The organism is Arthrobacter sp. AL12 (genome assembly GCF_029960645.1).
In the GTDB taxonomy this organism is placed as follows: domain Bacteria; phylum Actinomycetota; class Actinomycetes; order Actinomycetales; family Micrococcaceae; genus Arthrobacter.
Genome location: NZ_JASBQY010000002.1, coordinates 151,724 through 166,992, shown reverse-complemented (window position 1 = coordinate 166,992; position 15,269 = coordinate 151,724). Strand labels below are relative to the sequence as shown.

The window sequence follows — 15,269 nt, the reverse complement described above, 5'->3', positions numbered from 1 at the left end:
CCCGGCAGCGCTCCTGCCCGGCGCTATCCCCGGCGCGATCTCTTTGTCTTATCCCTCCGGGAGGGCCTGGCTGGCCCGCAGTCTCTCGAGCGCGCCGGCCAGCACGTCTTCGGCGTCCTGGCTGGAGCGCCGCTCCTTAACGTATTCCAGGTGGCTTTTGAAGCCTTCCACCGGAACTTCCTCGAGCGCGAACTGCGCCTCGTCCCGGGTTGCTGTCCCGCCGCAGCGGCGGCAGTCCCAGACCCCGGGGATCTGGTCCTCGGGCAGCCGGGCGAAGACCAGCGGCGTCTCGTGGCCCTTGGCGCAGCGGTAGCTGACGCGGATGCGGGGTGTGCGGGCGGCGGCGCCGTGGAGCGGTTCGTGGCGGGGCGAGGCCCCTTCGGTGGCTCCTACGCGGATGCCCCGGAATCCGGAGGCGGAATGCAGCATCGGGAACTCCTGGCTACTTGGGGACGGAATGCGCGTGCAGTCAGCCACAGTGTAGTTCGGAGTTCCCGAGGCAAGGCAGGGCCAAAAGGACCCCATATGAAGTTTTCGGAGGGGAGTTAGGAGTCGCCGCCGCTGAACCGCATGATCAGGCCAAGGCCGACGATCACGACGCCCCATGTGATGCCGAGGATGACCGTGAAACGGTTCAGGTTCCGTTCGGCCACCCCGGAGGAGCTGAGCCCGGAGCTCATGCCGCCGCCGAACATGTCGGACAGACCGCCACCCCGACCCTTATGGAGCAGGATGAGCAGGGTCAGCAGGAGGCTGGTGATACCCAGGAGGACCTGCAGAATGACATGAAGAACGTCCACGACGGCCTTTCAGAAGATTTGGATTGCGGGGGCCACGACGGTGTCCGGACTAATCCGTCAGCAGGTGACTCTCGAACCTGACAATATTAGCAAACTCGGCGGCGTCCAGGCTGGCACCACCGACCAGCAATCCGTCCACGTCGCGTTCCTTGAGGATCGAGGCGGCATTGTTGGCCTTGACCGAGCCGCCGTAGAGCAGCCGGGTCTTGGCGGCGACGTCCGCCCCGAAGAGCGTGGCGAGCTCGGCGCGGATGGCGGCGCACATTTCCTGGGCGTCGTCCGGCCCGGCAACTTCACCGGTGCCGATGGCCCAGACCGGCTCGTAGGCGACGACAAGCTCGGCAGCCTGCTCGGGGGTGAGGCCCTCGACGCCGGCGCGGAGCTGGGCCAGTGTGTGGTCGACGTGTGTTCCTGCCTGCCGGATCTCCAGGCCTTCACCGACGCATAGCACGGGGGTGATGCCGTGCCGGAAGGCTGCCTTGGTCTTGGCGTTCAGCACCTCGTCCGACTCGTGGTGGATGGTCCGGCGTTCGCTGTGCCCGACAAGGACGTAGCTGCAGCCGAGCTTGGCGAGGAACTGCCCGGAGATGTCACCCGTGTAGGCGCCGGAGTCGGCCGGGGAGAGATCCTGGCCGCCGTAGACAATGGTCAGTTCGTCGCCCTGGACCAGGGTCTGGACGCCGCGGAGGTCGGTGAACGGCGGGAAGACGGCGACCTCCACCCGGCTGTAGTCGTGCTTGGCGTCGGACAGGGTCCAGGCCAGTTTCTGCAGGAGGGTGATGCCCTGGACGTGGTCCATGTTCATCTTCCAGTTGCCCGCGATGAAGGGCGTGCGGTCGAAGGTGCCGTTGGTTGAAGTAGTCACGTGGTCTCCCAAAAGGTCGTAGCAGTGGAGCGGCCGGCAGGGCGCCCCGTCCTGGGATGGGCGCCCTGCCGGCCGGAGGGTCTAGCGGTCCAGGACGCTCAGGCCGGGGAGTTCCTTGCCTTCAAGGTACTCGAGGCTGGCGCCGCCGCCGGTGGAGATGTGACCGAACTGGTCATCGGCGAACCCGAGGGTCCGGACTGCGGCGGCGGAATCGCCGCCACCGACCACGGTGAACGCCGCGGTCTCGGTGAGCGCCTGGGCGATGGCCCGGGTGCCCGCTGCGAAGGCCGCGAACTCGAACACGCCCATGGGGCCGTTCCAGAACACCGTCCTGGCGCCGTTGATCTGTTCGGCGAAGGCTGCCGCTGATTCCGGTCCGATGTCCAGGCCGATGCCCTGGGCGCCGAAGCTGCTGCCTTCAATGGCGTCGGCCGGCACTGTCTCGTGCTCGGCGTCGGCGGCGAACTTGCTGGCCACCACGACGTCGGTGGGAACCACAAACCCGGTGCCGGCGTCCGCGGCGCGCTTGAGGTAGTCCTGCACGACCGGGATCTGGTCCTCTTCCAGCAGGCTGCCGGCCACCTTGTGGCCCGCGGCGGCGAGGAAGGTGAACAGCATGCCGCCGCCGACCAGGATGGTGTCTGCCTTGCCGATGAGGTTGTCGATCACGGCGAGCTTGTCCGAGACCTTGGAACCGCCCAGCACGACGACGTAGGGGCGCTGGGTGTCCGTGGTGAGCTTGCGCAGCACCTCGACCTCGGTGCTGACCAGGTCGCCCTGATAGGACGGCAGGCGGGTGGCGACGTCGTACACGCTGGCGTGCTTGCGGTGCACTGCACCGAAGGCATCGTCCACGAAGGCGCCGTTGGTGCCGGTGAGGGCCACCAGGTCGTCCGCGAAAGCGCCGCGCTCGGCGTCGTCCTTGGACGTTTCGCGGGCGTCGAAGCGCACATTTTCGAGGATCAGGGCTTCGCCGTCCTGCAGTGCCGCGGCGGATGCCCGGGCGGACTCCCCGACGGTGTCCGCCGCCAGGGAAACCTTAAAGCCAGCAAGCTCGGCCAGCCGCGCCGCGGCGGGCTTGAGCGAGTACTTGTCCTCAGGGGCGCCCTTGGGGCGGCCAAGGTGTGCTGTGACCAGCACGCGGGCACCGGCGTCCGTGAGCTTCGCCAGCACTGGCAGGGAGGCCTTGATGCGGCCGTCGTCAGTCACTGTAGAGCCGTCGAGCGGCACGTTCAGGTCACTTCTGACCAGAACGTACCGCCCGCGGACACCATCAGCGATCAGTTCGTTGAGGGTGTGGAATGTCATGAGTCTTACCCTAGCCCAGCTTGGCTGCGACGAGCTCCGTGAGGTCCACGAGGCGGTTCGAGTAGCCCCATTCGTTGTCATACCAGGAAACAACCTTGACCTGGTTGCCGATCACCTTCGTCAGGCCGGAGTCGAAGATGGAGGACGCCGGGTCGCCGACGATGTCCGAGGAGACGATCGGCTCGTCGGTGTAGGTCAGCAGGCCCTTGAGCTCCGCGGTCTCCGAGGCTGCCTTGAGGACTGCGTTGACTTCCTCGACGGTGGTTTCGCGGGAGACGACGACGGTCAGGTCAGTGGCGGAACCGGTGGGAACCGGAACGCGGATGGCGTAGCCGTCGAGCTTGCCCTTGAGTTCCGGGAGGACCAGGCCGATTGCCTTGGCCGCACCCGTGGAGGTGGGGACCATGTTGATGGCGGCGGCGCGGGCGCGGCGGAGGTCCTTGTGCGGGCCGTCCTGCAGGTTCTGGTCGGCGGTGTAGGCGTGGATGGTGGTCATCAGGCCGCGCTCGATGCCGAAGGCGTCGTTGACCACCTTGGCCAGCGGGCCGAGGCAGTTGGTGGTGCAGGAGGCGTTGGAGATGATGTGGTGCGCGGCGGGGTCGTAGAGCCCGTCGTTGACGCCCATCACGATCGTGATGTCCTCGTCCGAGGCGGGGGCGGAGATCAGCACCTTCTTGGCGCCGGCGTCGATGTGCTTCTGCGCGTCGGCGGCCTTGGTGAAGAACCCGGTGGATTCGATCACGATGTCAACGCCGAGCTCGCCCCAGGGCAGCTTGGCCGGGTCCCGCTCGGCGAGGACCTTGACGGTCTTGCCGTCGACGACGATGTTGCCGTCCTTGACCTCGATCGTCTCCTGCAGGCGCCCGCCCACGGAGTCGTACTTGAAGAGGTGGGCCAGGGCTTCCGGGCTGGTGAGGTCGTTCACGGCCACGATCTCGAGGTCTGCCCCCTGGGCAAGTGCGGCGCGGAAGTAGTTGCGGCCAATACGGCCGAAGCCGTTAATACCAATACGGGTGGTCACGTTTTCAGTCTCCTTGGTGCTTTTGCAAGCACGACTAGTTGAGAAGGCGCTCAAGCCAACTAACAGATCCCGCACGCCATTGGGCAGAGATGATTAACAGATCGGAGGGCGACCAGCCACATTGCTGAAGGCTAACCGCCTTCCGTGACCCATCTTACGTTTAACTTGGTCTGCCCCCGCAAGTGCGGGGGCAGACCGTCCACGATTTGAGCCATTCGGCCCGAATTGTGAAGTTTGTTACCGGCTGGTGAACCCCGTCACACAGACCAGGGGCCCGGCGGTGTTAAAGCGTGATCAGGCCCGTGGCGTTCTTGCGGGCGGCGTCAAAGCGCTTGGCGACGTCGGCCCAGTTCACGATGTTCCAGAAGGCCTTGACGTAATCGGCCTTGACGTTGACGTAGTCCAGGTAGAAGGCGTGCTCCCACATGTCCAGCATCAGCAGCGGCGTGGTGCCGAGCGCGACGTTGCCCTGCTGGTCGTAGAGCTGTTCGATGACGAGGTTGCCGCCGATGGGCTCGTAGGCCAGGAAACCCCAGCCGGATCCCTGCAGGCCCAGCGCCGCGGCGCTGAACTGCGCGCGGAACGCGTCGAAGGAGCCGAACGCGTCGTCGATGGCGGCTGCCAGCTCACCTTCGGGCTTGTCGCCGCCGTCCGGGGACAGGTTGTTCCAGAACACCGAGTGGTTGATGTGCCCGCCGGTGTGGAACGCGAGGTCCTTGGAGAGGCGGTTGATGTTGGCGAAATCGCCCTTGTCGCGTGCCTCGGCCAGCTGGGCGAGTGCGTTGTTGGCGCCGGCCACGTAGGCGGCGTGGTGCTTGCTGTGGTGCAGCTCCATGATCCGCGCGGAAATGTGGGGCTCCAGCGCTGCGTAGTCGTAGCTGAGTTCGGGCAGTACGTACTCGGTCACAAAATCCTCCAATGTCGTGGACTGGTTGTCCGTTGGGTAACTCTCGGATTGTGCATCCGGATGTTGTGGCACCCGGAAGTCTCTGGATCGGAATCCAGTGGGCATAGCCTCCGGTCCCCCTAAGGTATTCCCGCCGGCCCGATCCGATTCTGCAGATGTTTCCGCGGAGAGGCTACTCGTCCAGCATTTCCGGCGTCACATTGGCTTCAGTGCCTGGGATTCCGAGGTCCTGGGCGCGTTTGTCCGCCATGGCCAGCAGTCGGCGGATCCGCCCGGCGATGGCGTCCTTGGTCATGACGGGGTCCGCGAGGCGGCCGAGTTCGTCAAGGCTGGCCTGTTTGTGCGCCACACGGAGTTCACCGGCGTATTTTAGGTGGTCCGGGACGTCGTCGCCGAGAATCTCCAGGGCACGGTCCACGCGGGCGCCCGCGGCGACGGCGGCCTGCGCCGAACGCCGCAGGTTGGCGTCGTCGAAGTTGGCCAACCGGTTGGCGGTGGCCCGGACTTCCTTGCGCATCCGCCGTTCCTCCCAGACCATCAGCGCGTCGTGGGCGCCCATCCGGGTCAGCAGCGCCGCGATCGTGTCGCCGTCGCGGATCACCACGCGGTCCACTCCCCTGACCTCGCGGGCCTTGGCCTGGATGCCGAGCCGGCGGGCCGCGCCGACGAGGGCCAGGGCCGACTCGGGGCCGGGGCAGGTGACCTCCATGGCGGAGGACCGGCCGGGCTCGGTGAGGGAGCCGTGGGCCAGGAAGGCGCCGCGCCAGACGGCCTCGGCGTCGGCGGCGGATCCGTTCACCACGGCCGAGGGCAGGCCGCGGACCGGGCGGCCCCGGGCGTCCAGCAGGCCGGTCTGGCGGGCGAGGGCCTCGCCGTCGCGCACCACCCGGACGACGTAGCGGCTGCCGCGGCGCAGTCCGCCGCCGGATACAACGATGATTTCGCTCTGGTGCCCGTAAACCTCGGCGATGGCGGCGCGCAGCCGCCGCGCGGTCGAGGCGAGGTCGACTTCGGCCTCGATCACGATCCGGCCGGAGATGATGTGGAGTCCGCCGGCGAACCGAAGCATGGCGGACACTTCAGCCTTGCGGACCGAGGACTTCTTGATGTCCAGCCGGGAAAGTTCTTCCTTGACTGATGCTGTCAGTGCCATGGCACTTTCCTACCTGTTCCCGAAAATGTCGTGGTACGCCGTTGCCAGACGCAGCGGGTCGTGGATCGGCCGGCGGCTCGACGCCCCCACTTTACCCAACACCACCTCGGCGCCGAGCATCCCGGCTGCCTGTTCGAAATCGGCGCGGTCCGTCACGGAGGCCGGATCGGCCAGGACAACGTCGATCGTAAAGTCCGGGGCGTAGTCCCGGAGCACCCGCAAATGGTCGGCGGCGGACATGCCGAGGGTTTCCTTGGTGTCCGTTGCGAGATTCATGGTGAGGCACCGGCGGGCGGCCGTGTTGCAGAGCGCATCGCGCATTTCCGGCAGCAACAGGTGCGGCAGCACGGAGGTGTACCAGGAGCCGGGGCCCAGGATGACCCAGTCGGCCAGTTCGATCGCGGTAAGCGCCTCGATGCAGGCGGGGGCATCCTCGGGCAGCAGGCGGACGCGTTCCAGCGAGCCGGCGACGGCGCACTTCGCCTGCCCGGTCAGGGTTTGCAGCGCCTGGCTGCCGTCCGGCGCGGTGACCCGGACCTGGCCCTCGATGGTCAGCGGGACGCTGGACATCGGCAGGACCTCCCCGCGGGCGCCCAGCAGCGCCCCGGCCCATTTCAGGCCGGCCACGGTGTCACCGAGGAGCTCCCACAGGGTCACGATCAGCAGGTTGCCCATGGCGTGTTCGTCGAGGGACCCGCCGCGGCCCTTGCCGGGCGCGAAGCGGTGCTGCATGACGTCGCGCCACGTGCGGCCCCAGTCGGTGTCGTCACAGAGCGCCGAGAGGGCCATCCGGAGGTCGCCGGGCGGCAGGACGCCGTACTCCTCGCGCAGCCTGCCCGAGGACCCGCCGTCGTCCGCGACGGTAACGACGGCGGTGAGCTCGGACGTGAGCAGGCGCAGCGCGGACAGCGACGCGGCCAGGCCGTGGCCGCCGCCGAGCGCCACGACGGAGGGACCTTTGTCCTGCTGGCTGGCGAAGGCGGCGCTGGCCGGAGGGAGAAGCGGCAGTGGACCGGTGAGCAGCGCCATTATTCGCGGCCCAGGTCCCGGTGGGTGGTGGTCACGGTGACCCGCGGGTGTTGCGCGAGGCGGCGGGACAGCTCGACGGCGACGGCCACGGAGCGGTGTTTGCCGCCGGTGCAGCCGACGGCGATGGTGGCGTAGTGCTTGTTCTCCCGCCGGTAGCCGTCGAGGACCGGTTCGAGCGCCAGCACATAGCGTTCCACGAAGTTGCTGACGCCCTGCGCCGCCAGGACATAGTCGCTGACGTCCTGGTCCAGCCCGGTGTGCGGACGCAGCGCCGGCACCCAGTGCGGGTTGGGGATGAAGCGGGCGTCGGCGACGAAGTTGGCGTCGACCGGGAGCCCGTATTTGAAGCCGAAGCTCATCACGTTGAGGCGGAGCGCCACGGGCCCGGTTTCGCTGAACAGCTCGGTGATCGCGGTGGCGAGGCCGTGGACGTTCAGGGTGGAGGTGTCCAGCACGATGTCGGCGGAGGTGCGCAGTTCCTGCAGGAGTTCGCGTTCGGCGGCGATGCCGTCCAGGATCCTGCCGCCGCCCTGCAGCGGGTGGGGGCGTCGGCCCTGTTCGAAGCGGCGGACGAGGACGTCGTCGTTCGCGTCCAGGAACAGCACCCGGAACCCGATGCCGCTGGCTTCCAGGTTGCGCAGGGCGGTGCGGATGTCAGCGAACAGCTCCTTGCTCCGGACATCCATCACCACTGCGAGCTTGGAAATGGAGCCCGGCGCGTGGGACACGATTTCCGCGAGCGTGCCGAGCATCTGCGGGGGGAGGTTCTCCACGACGTACCAGCCGTGGTCCTCCAGCGCGTCCGAGGCGGTGCTCCGGCCGGCTCCCGACATGCCCGTCACCACGAGCAGTTCGGCCTCGACGGGTTTGACCGGCGTCATGCCGTCCGACTCCGTCCCGGATTCTGCCGTCGACTCTGCCATCAGTGAAGCCCCATTCTGCTGTGCTGTTGTTCCCGATTTGCGACGGGAGCGGCCCGCAGTGTCGTTGTTTGCTGGAATTGCCGCGCGCCGTTTCCCAAGTCCTTACCCTAGCTAAGTTTGCCGGGGCTAGCTAAGTCTCCAGGATTTCGCCGGTGGTCATGTTGATGGCGGGCACGGTGGCGGAGCCGTCGTCGTCGCTGAAGTGCCGCACGATCGCCGCTGCCAGCGACGGGCCGATCCCCTTGGCGCCGGTAAGTTCCTCGACGCTGGCGGTCCTGATGCTCTTGACCGAGCCGAACTGGGCGAGCAGGGCCTTGCGCTTGGACTCCCCGAGACCGGGCACCCCGTCGAGCGCGGACACGGTCATCGCCTTGCCGCGCTTCTGCCGGTGGAAGGAAATCGCGAAGCGGTGGGCCTCGTCGCGGACGCGCTGCAGCAGGTACAGCCCGGCCGAGGCGCGCGGCAGGATCACCGGGAAGTCGCTGTCCGGCAGCCAGACCTCCTCGAGCCGTTTGGCCAGCCCGACGACGTAGACGTCGTCGATGCCCAGTCCGGCCAGGGCACGGGCGGCCGCGTTGACCTGCGGTTTGCCGCCGTCGACCACGACGAGGTTGGGCGGGTAGGCGAACCTGGTCCGGGGCGCCGGGGTCGTGGTGTCGGCGACGGCCACCGGGGAGGAAGCCGCGACGGCGGCGTCCGCCGTGGCGGTGAGCATGGCCTGATGGCCCGGCTGCCGGGAGGCGTCGGCCTGGACGGTCTTCTCCTGCAGGTAGTTCCGGAACCGCCGGGTCAGCACGTCATGCATGGCCGCGGTGTCGTCGGCGGCGGCGGCGCCGGTGACGGAGAACTTCCGGTACTCGGACTTCTTGGGCAGCCCGTCCTCGACCACCACCATGGAACCGACCACGTTGGTGCCCTGGACGTGTGAGATGTCGAAGCATTCGATCCGCATCAGCGCGACCGGCAGCTCGAGGGCCTCCTGCAGTTCCTGCAGTGCCTGGGACCGCAGCGTCAGATCGCCGGCGCGGCGGGATTTGTGGAGCTTGAGGGCGTGCTCGGCGTTGTCCCGGACGGTGGACAGCAGGGCGGCCTTGTCCCCGCGCTGCGGTACACGGACATCGACCCGCGCCCCGCGCAGCCCGCTGAGCCACTGCGACAGCTCCGCGGCGTTGCTGGGCTCCGCCGGGACGAGGACCTCGCGGGGCAGCCTGCCCTGGAGTCCGGCTTCCTCGCCGTACACCTGCTGGAGCAGGTGCTCAACGAGGTCCGGTGTGGTGGAGTCCTCGACTTTTTCGACGACCCAGCCGCGCTGGCCGCGGATCCGGCCGCCGCGGACGTGGAAGACCTGCACGGCGGCTTCGAGTTCGTCCTCGTGCAGGGCGAAGACATCGGCGTCGGTGCCCTCCGCGAGGACGACGGCGTTGCGTTCGAACACCTTCTTGAGCGCGACGATGTCGTCGCGGATCCGCGCCGCCCGCTCGTAGTCCAGCTCCGCCACGGCGGCGGCCATGTCCTTTTCCAGCCGCGTGACAAACGGCTTGGCCTCGCCGCCCATGAAGGTGCAGAAGTCCTCGGCCAGGGCGCGGTGGTCCTCGGCGGAGATGCGGCCGACGCAGGGGGCCGCGCACTTGTCGATGTAGCCGAGCAGGCAGGGCCTGCCGCTGGCCTCGGCCCGTTTCAGGACGCCGGGGCTGCAGCTGCGGACGGGGAACACCCGCAGCAGGGTGTCCATGGTGTCGCGGATCGCACCGGCGGTGTACGGGCCGAAGTAGCGGGTGCCCTTGCGGCGTTCGCCGCGCAGGACCTGGACGCGGGGGTACTTCTCCCCCATGGAGACGGCCAGGTAGGGGTAGCTTTTGTCGTCCCGGAACATCACGTTGAACCGGGGCTTGAATTCCTTGATCCAGGTGTATTCGAGCTGCAGCGACTCAAGCTCGCTGCCGACGACGGTCCACTCGACGCTGCTGGCCGCATGGACCATCGCATAGGTTTTGGGGAGCAGCCCCGCAGGGTTGGCGAAGTAGGAGTTCAGCCGCGCGCGGAGGTTCTTGGCCTTGCCGACATAGATGACCCGGCCGTGCGGGTCGCGGAAGCGGTACACGCCCGGATTGGTCGGAATCTCACCCGTCTGGGGTCGGTAACTCGCTGGATCTGCCACAGTTCAAGTCTACTGAGCCTGCGGACGTTCCCCGGACGGTCAGCCCCGGGCCGGCGCCCCCTGGCGGTCAGGCCGCCCTGATCAGGCCGTGCTGGTCCTGTTCTTAATCAACGGTTTTGCTCTGGTTGTAGCTCGTGGAGCGTTCCTGGCCGCTGAGTTCCGCGATCGCGTCCATGATGCGGTCGGTGGCCTGCCGGCGGGCGGGCAGGGAGTGGTCCGGACCGGTCTTGTCGAAGTACAGCGGTGCACCGACTTTCATGGTGAAGTGCTGCGGCTTGACCGATTTGCTGTCCGCGGGCTGGAGGTGCTCGGTGCCGATCAGTCCGACCGGGATCACCGGGGCTCCCGTGGTCAGCGCCAGCCAGCCGACGCCGGTGCGGCCGCGGTAGAGGATCCCGTCGCGGGAACGTGTGCCCTCCGGGTAGATGCCGACGCCCTTGCCGGAGTCAAGGATTTCCAGCAGCGTCTTGAGCGCCTGGACGCTGGCGGCCTGTTCGCCGCGTTCCACCGGGATGGAGCCGACAGCCTCGAAAAAGGACTTCATCACCCTGCCCTTGACCCCGCCGGTGGTGAAGTATTCCGCTTTGGCGAAAAAGGCCACGGGCCGGGGCATGAGCGCCTGGACGATCACGCTGTCCAGGAAGGACAGGTGGTTGGGGGCCACGATGAACGGGCCCTCCTTGGGGACGTTTTCGAGTCCCATTACCGTGGGCCGGCACGTCGAGGTCACCAGTCCCCGCGTGGTCCAGCGGATTGCATCAAACATTGCCATCGGTGTGCACCTCGTCTACGGCGTCGGTCATCGGGTCAGGGGTCACTGCATCCGGTTTCCCGGCGGTGGCCCGTCCCGGATCCCGCCGGGCAATCGTCTCGTGGAGGGCCGCGCTGCTGTGCACGATCTGCACCGCGCCGGCCGCGTCCAGTTCGCCGTCCGGAGCGAAGCCCCAGCCTACGCCGATGCAGTCCATTCCGTTGGCAGCCGCTCCGGCCACGTCCTGCGCACGGTCTCCCACCATCACGGCATGCCGGGTGTCCACGCCGTGGTGGCCGGAGAGGTCCGCCAGTGCTGCGGCCACGATCGCCGCCTTCCCGGAGGGCACGCCGGCCGCTGCCGCCTCGTCGGCGGCCGAGCCGCGGATGGTGTGGAACAGGGCGGCGATGCCGTGGTGCTCCAGGACAGTCCGGGCGATGCCTTCGGGTTTCTGGGTGGCGACGGCGAGGGGCCGGCCCGCCTCGACGAAGGATTCCAGCAGCGCCCGGATTCCCGGGTAGAGCAGGCTTTGGCCGATGCCCGTGGCGCGGTAGTGAGCGCGGTAGATGCGGATGGCGTCGTCGAGCCGTTCGGCCGGGACGCCGGCGATGTCCGTGAGGGAATGGCTGAGTTTCGGGCCGATCATGGCATCCAGCAGGGCCTTCTCGGGAACCCCGAGTCCAAGCTCGGTGAGGGCCGCTGCGATTCCGTCCGTTATCCCTCCGGCCGGATCGACAAGAGTGCCGTCCAGGTCGAAGATCACGGGCACTGTTGTTTGCGTCACCGGCCTAGTTTCTCATGAGAGCACCGATGCCAGAAACTCGCATGCCGCAGTGGGAATGTATCCGGGGCCCCGCCCCGGTGCCTCCGCGGAAACAGCGCGGAGGCACCGGGGCCGGGCCCCGTCAGGCCAGGATTTCGGCGAGGAAGGCCGCCGTGTGGCTTTCCGTGGACTTGGCCACCTGTTCCGGGGTTCCGGAGGCGACAATCCGTCCGCCGCCGGACCCGCCGTCGGGGCCCAGGTCCACGACCCAGTCCGCGCTCTTGATGACGTCGAGGTTGTGCTCGATCGTTATGACCGTGTTGCCCTTTTCCACGAGGCCCTGGAGGACCAGGAGCAGCTTGCGGATGTCCTCGAAGTGCAGGCCAGTGGTGGGTTCGTCCAGCACGTAGATGCTGCGCCCGTTGGAGCGTTTCTGCAGCTCCGCGGCGAGCTTGACGCGCTGCGCCTCGCCGCCGGAGAGCGTCGTGGCGGGCTGGCCCAGCCGGACATAGCCGAGTCCGACGTCGACGAGGGTCTTCAGGTGCCGGGCGATCGGCGAGAAGGCGGCGAAGAACTCCGCGCCTTCCTCGATCGGCATGTTCAGGACATCGGCGATCGTTTTGCCCTTGTAGTGGACTTCCAGGGTTTCGCGGTTGTACCGGGCGCCGTGGCACACCTCGCAGGGCACGTAGACGTCCGGCAGGAAATTCATTTCGATCTTCAGTGTGCCGTCGCCGGAGCAGGCCTCGCAGCGGCCGCCCTTGACGTTGAAGGAGAACCGGCCCGGCAGGTAGCCGCGGACCTTGGCCTCGGTGGTCTCGGCGAAGAGCTTGCGGATGTTGTCAAAGACACCCGTGTAGGTCGCCGGGTTGGACCGCGGGGTCCGGCCGATCGGGCTCTGGTCGACGTGGACCACCTTGTCGAGGTGCTCGAGGCCCTGGATGGACTTGTGCCGCCCCGCCACCTGCTTGGCGCCGTTGAGCTTGTTCGCCAGGACCTTGTAAAGGATCTCGTTGACCAGGGTGGACTTGCCGGAGCCGGACACCCCGGTCACCGCGGTGAACAGGCCCAGCGGGAAGGTGGCATCCACGTTCAGGAGGTTGTTCTCCTTCGCGCCGACCACCTTGAGTTCGCGCTTCTTGTCGTACTTGCGCCGCTTCTTGGGAATCTCGATCCGTTTCCGGCCGGAGAGGTAGTCGCCGGTGAGCGACTCGGTGTTCTCCAGCAGCCCCTTGTAGGAACCGGAGTGCACCACCATGCCGCCGTGTTCGCCGGCTCCCGGTCCGATGTCCACCACCCAGTCCGCTTCCTGGATGGTGTCCTCGTCGTGCTCCACCACGATCAGGGTGTTCCCGAGGTCCCGCAGCCGGGTGAGGGTCTCGATCAGGCGGCGGTTGTCCCGCTGGTGCAGGCCGATGGACGGCTCGTCCAGGACGTAGAGCACGCCCACGAGGCCGGAGCCGATCTGGGTGGCCAGCCGGATGCGCTGGGCTTCCCCGCCGGACAGGGTGCCGGACGGGCGCTCCAGATTCAGGTACTCCAGACCGACGTCGAGCAGGAACGTCAGGCGGGCCTGGATCTCCTTGAGGACCTGGTTCGCGATCTGGGCCTCGCGGCCGGTGAGGACGAGGTTGTCCAGGAAGTGGGCGCATTCGCGCATCGGCAGGGCGGCGACCTCGGCAATGGACTTGCCGTTGATCAGCACCGAAAGCGACGCCGGGTTCAGGCGCGCGCCGTTGCAGGCCGGGCACGGGATCTGCCGCATGTACTCCTCGTAGCGGTCGCGGGCCGAGTCCGAGTCGGTTTCGAGGTGTTTGCGGTGGACGTACTGGATGACGCCCTCGAAGCCGGTGCTGTATTTGCGTTCCCGGCCGAAGCGGTTGCGGTACTGCACCACGACCTTGTGGTCCTTGCCGTGCAGCACGGTCTGGCGGCTGTCCTCGGATAGCTTGTCCCACGGGGTCGTCATCGAGAAACCGAGTTCCTTGGCGAGACCGCCGAGGAGGCGGTTCCAGTATTCGGTCGTGGCGGTCCCGAGCGACCACGGCGCGATGGCCCCTTCCGCGAGGGACAGTTCCCCGTTCGGGATGATGAGCTCCTCGTCGACCTCCAGCTTCGTGCCGATGCCGCTGCAGGCCGAGCATGCGCCGAAGGGGTTATTGAAGGAGAAGGAACGGGGCTCGATCTCGTCGATCGCGAGGGGGTGCTCGTTGGGGCAGGCGAGGTGCTCGGAGAACGCCCTGAGCCGCTCCGGGTCATCATCGTCAAGGTCGACGAATTCGGCGAGGATCCGCCCCTCGGCCAGGCCGAGCGCGGTTTCCACCGAATCGGTGAGCCGCTGGCTGATGCCTTCCTTGACCACGAGGCGGTCCACGACCACTTCGATGGTGTGCTTGAACTGCTTGCCCAGCTTGGGGGGATCGCTCAGCTGGATCAGCTTGTCGTCGACCCGAGCCCGCGAATAGCCCTTCGCGGTCAGTTCCTTGAACAGTTCGACGAACTCGCCCTTGCGGCCGCGGACCACCGGGGCCAGGACCTGGAAGCGGGTGCCCTCCGGCAGTTCCAGCAGCTGGTCGACGATCTGCTGCGGGGTCTGCTTCGCGACGAGCTCCCCGCAGACGGGGCAGTACGGGCGGCCGACACGGGCCCACAGCAGGCGCATGTAGTCGTAGATCTCGGTGATGGTGCCCACGGTGGAGCGGGGGTTCTTGCTGGTGGACTTCTGGTCGATGGACACAGCGGGCGAGAGGCCCTCGATGAAGTCGACGTCGGGCTTGTCCACCTGGCCCAGGAACTGCCGGGCGTAGGCGGACAGGGATTCGACGTACCGGCGCTGGCCCTCGGCGAAGATCGTGTCGAAGGCCAGCGACGATTTGCCCGACCCGGAGAGCCCGGTGAAGACAATCATGGAGTCGCGCGGCAGGTCCAGGTCGACGTTGCGCAGGTTGTGCTCGCGCGCTCCCTTGACAATGAGCCGGGACATGTCCGGGCGTTTGAGCGCGGGGCGGGATTCCTCCGCGCCGCCCGGTTTGACCGGACTCATCGCAGCGGAGTCCATCGGAACTGGGCTCTCCTGAACTGCGGAGGGCGGGGAATCAACGGCTGGATTTTCAGCTACGGCTTTAGGCACGCTACCAATGCTAATCGAAAACTTCTTCGAATTTCCATTTCCGGCCGGGCCGCCGGGCGGGCCAGGCCGCCCGGTGCGTTGATGGTGCGCTACTCGCGGTCGTAGGCGGCGGCGAGCAGTTGCACGGCCTCGGCGAAGCTGGCGCCCCGGGCCTTTGCTGCGGCGGCGAACTCGGCGGCGGCAGCGGAGAGGGAACTCCAGGCCTCGTCCCGGGCGCAGACCACCGTCCCGTTCCGGCCCCTGGTCAGCACAACGCCGGCAGCCTCCAGTTCCTTGTAGGCACGGGCCACGGTATGCGGGGCGACGCCCAGCTCGCCGGCCAGGCTCCGGACGGCAGGAAGCTTGGTCCCGGGCGCCAGGGTGCCGTTGTCCGCCCGTTCAATAATGCTGAGCCGGAGCTGTTCGAACAGCGGGACGGAGCTGCCCGGGTTGGGCCGCCAGGCACCCGGGAACGGTGTGAT

At 67.5% G+C, this 15,269-nt stretch carries 14 protein-coding genes; all 14 read right to left on the bottom strand.

The window, feature by feature from the left end; translation table 11 throughout:
• Positions 1-48: 48 nt before the first annotated feature.
• The 14 genes from QK291_RS03545 to QK291_RS03480 all read right to left on the bottom strand — a co-directional run bounded on the left by QK291_RS03545 (position 49) and on the right by QK291_RS03480 (position 15,269).
• On the bottom strand, positions 49-429 hold the full coding sequence (locus QK291_RS03545; protein ID WP_282379203.1) for an RNA polymerase-binding protein RbpA: 381 nt from the start codon (positions 427-429) through the stop codon (positions 49-51).
• Between the two features lie 116 nt (positions 430-545).
• Entirely contained in the window at positions 546-800 is a 255-nt protein-coding gene (gene secG, locus QK291_RS03540) for a preprotein translocase subunit SecG (RefSeq protein WP_282379202.1), read from the bottom strand.
• Between the two features lie 49 nt (positions 801-849).
• The gene (gene tpiA, locus QK291_RS03535) at positions 850-1,665 is read right to left on the bottom strand and encodes a triose-phosphate isomerase (RefSeq protein WP_282379201.1); all 816 of its coding nucleotides are present in this window, start codon (positions 1,663-1,665) and stop codon (positions 850-852) included.
• A gap of 81 nt (positions 1,666-1,746) precedes the next feature.
• Complete coding sequence (locus tag QK291_RS03530; protein ID WP_282379200.1) at positions 1,747-2,973, bottom strand: phosphoglycerate kinase; 1,227 nt, start codon at positions 2,971-2,973, stop codon at positions 1,747-1,749.
• A gap of 10 nt (positions 2,974-2,983) precedes the next feature.
• Positions 2,984-3,994 (bottom strand): type I glyceraldehyde-3-phosphate dehydrogenase, encoded by a 1,011-nt coding sequence (gene gap, locus QK291_RS03525; RefSeq protein ID WP_282379199.1) that lies wholly within the window; start codon positions 3,992-3,994, stop codon positions 2,984-2,986.
• Positions 3,995-4,277: 283 nt separating this feature from the next.
• Positions 4,278-4,901, bottom strand: coding sequence for a superoxide dismutase (locus tag QK291_RS03520; protein ID WP_282379198.1), 624 nt, complete (start codon positions 4,899-4,901; stop codon positions 4,278-4,280).
• A 172-nt stretch (positions 4,902-5,073) separates the two neighbouring features.
• The gene (gene whiA / locus QK291_RS03515) at positions 5,074-6,054 is read right to left on the bottom strand and encodes a DNA-binding protein WhiA (RefSeq protein WP_069951655.1); all 981 of its coding nucleotides are present in this window, start codon (positions 6,052-6,054) and stop codon (positions 5,074-5,076) included.
• Positions 6,055-6,063: 9 nt separating this feature from the next.
• Positions 6,064-7,083, bottom strand: a complete 1,020-nt coding sequence (gene yvcK, locus QK291_RS03510) for a uridine diphosphate-N-acetylglucosamine-binding protein YvcK (protein WP_282379195.1) — start codon at positions 7,081-7,083, stop codon at positions 6,064-6,066.
• The gene (gene rapZ / locus QK291_RS03505) at positions 7,083-8,006 is read right to left on the bottom strand and encodes an RNase adapter RapZ (RefSeq protein WP_282379193.1); all 924 of its coding nucleotides are present in this window, start codon (positions 8,004-8,006) and stop codon (positions 7,083-7,085) included. Before rapZ ends, yvcK begins: the two co-directional genes overlap by 1 nt.
• A gap of 130 nt (positions 8,007-8,136) precedes the next feature.
• Positions 8,137-10,164, bottom strand: coding sequence for an excinuclease ABC subunit UvrC (gene uvrC, locus QK291_RS03500; protein ID WP_282379192.1), 2,028 nt, complete (start codon positions 10,162-10,164; stop codon positions 8,137-8,139).
• Between the two features lie 103 nt (positions 10,165-10,267).
• Positions 10,268-10,936: a lysophospholipid acyltransferase family protein gene (locus tag QK291_RS03495; protein ID WP_282379191.1), complete on the bottom strand. Its 669-nt coding sequence runs from the start codon at positions 10,934-10,936 to the stop codon at positions 10,268-10,270.
• On the bottom strand, positions 10,923-11,699 hold the full coding sequence (locus tag QK291_RS03490) for an HAD hydrolase-like protein (protein WP_282379190.1): 777 nt from the start codon (positions 11,697-11,699) through the stop codon (positions 10,923-10,925). Before QK291_RS03490 ends, QK291_RS03495 begins: the two co-directional genes overlap by 14 nt.
• Before the next feature lie 121 nt (positions 11,700-11,820).
• A complete protein-coding gene (gene uvrA, locus QK291_RS03485) occupies positions 11,821-14,721 on the bottom strand; it encodes an excinuclease ABC subunit UvrA (protein WP_282379479.1) in 2,901 nt (966 codons plus the stop codon).
• A gap of 176 nt (positions 14,722-14,897) precedes the next feature.
• On the bottom strand, positions 14,898-15,269 hold the full coding sequence (locus QK291_RS03480) for a GntR family transcriptional regulator (RefSeq protein WP_282379477.1): 372 nt from the start codon (positions 15,267-15,269) through the stop codon (positions 14,898-14,900).

What these genes read in the sequence shown, in the direction of transcription:
- QK291_RS03545 (WP_282379203.1), bottom strand. Translation starts at nt 429, where the DNA reads ATGCTGCATTCCGCCTCCGGATTCCGGGGCATCCGCGTAGGAGCCACC.
- whiA (WP_069951655.1), bottom strand. Translation starts at nt 6,054, where the DNA reads ATGGCACTGACAGCATCAGTCAAGGAAGAACTTTCCCGGCTGGACATC.
- QK291_RS03495 (WP_282379191.1), bottom strand. Translation starts at nt 10,936, where the DNA reads ATGGCAATGTTTGATGCAATCCGCTGGACCACGCGGGGACTGGTGACC.
- uvrA (WP_282379479.1), bottom strand. Translation starts at nt 14,721, where the DNA reads ATGAGTCCGGTCAAACCGGGCGGCGCGGAGGAATCCCGCCCCGCGCTC.
- QK291_RS03530 (WP_282379200.1), bottom strand. Translation starts at nt 2,973, where the DNA reads ATGACATTCCACACCCTCAACGAACTGATCGCTGATGGTGTCCGCGGG.
- rapZ (WP_282379193.1), bottom strand. Translation starts at nt 8,006, where the DNA reads ATGGCAGAGTCGACGGCAGAATCCGGGACGGAGTCGGACGGCATGACG.
- yvcK (WP_282379195.1), bottom strand. Translation starts at nt 7,083, where the DNA reads ATGGCGCTGCTCACCGGTCCACTGCCGCTTCTCCCTCCGGCCAGCGCC.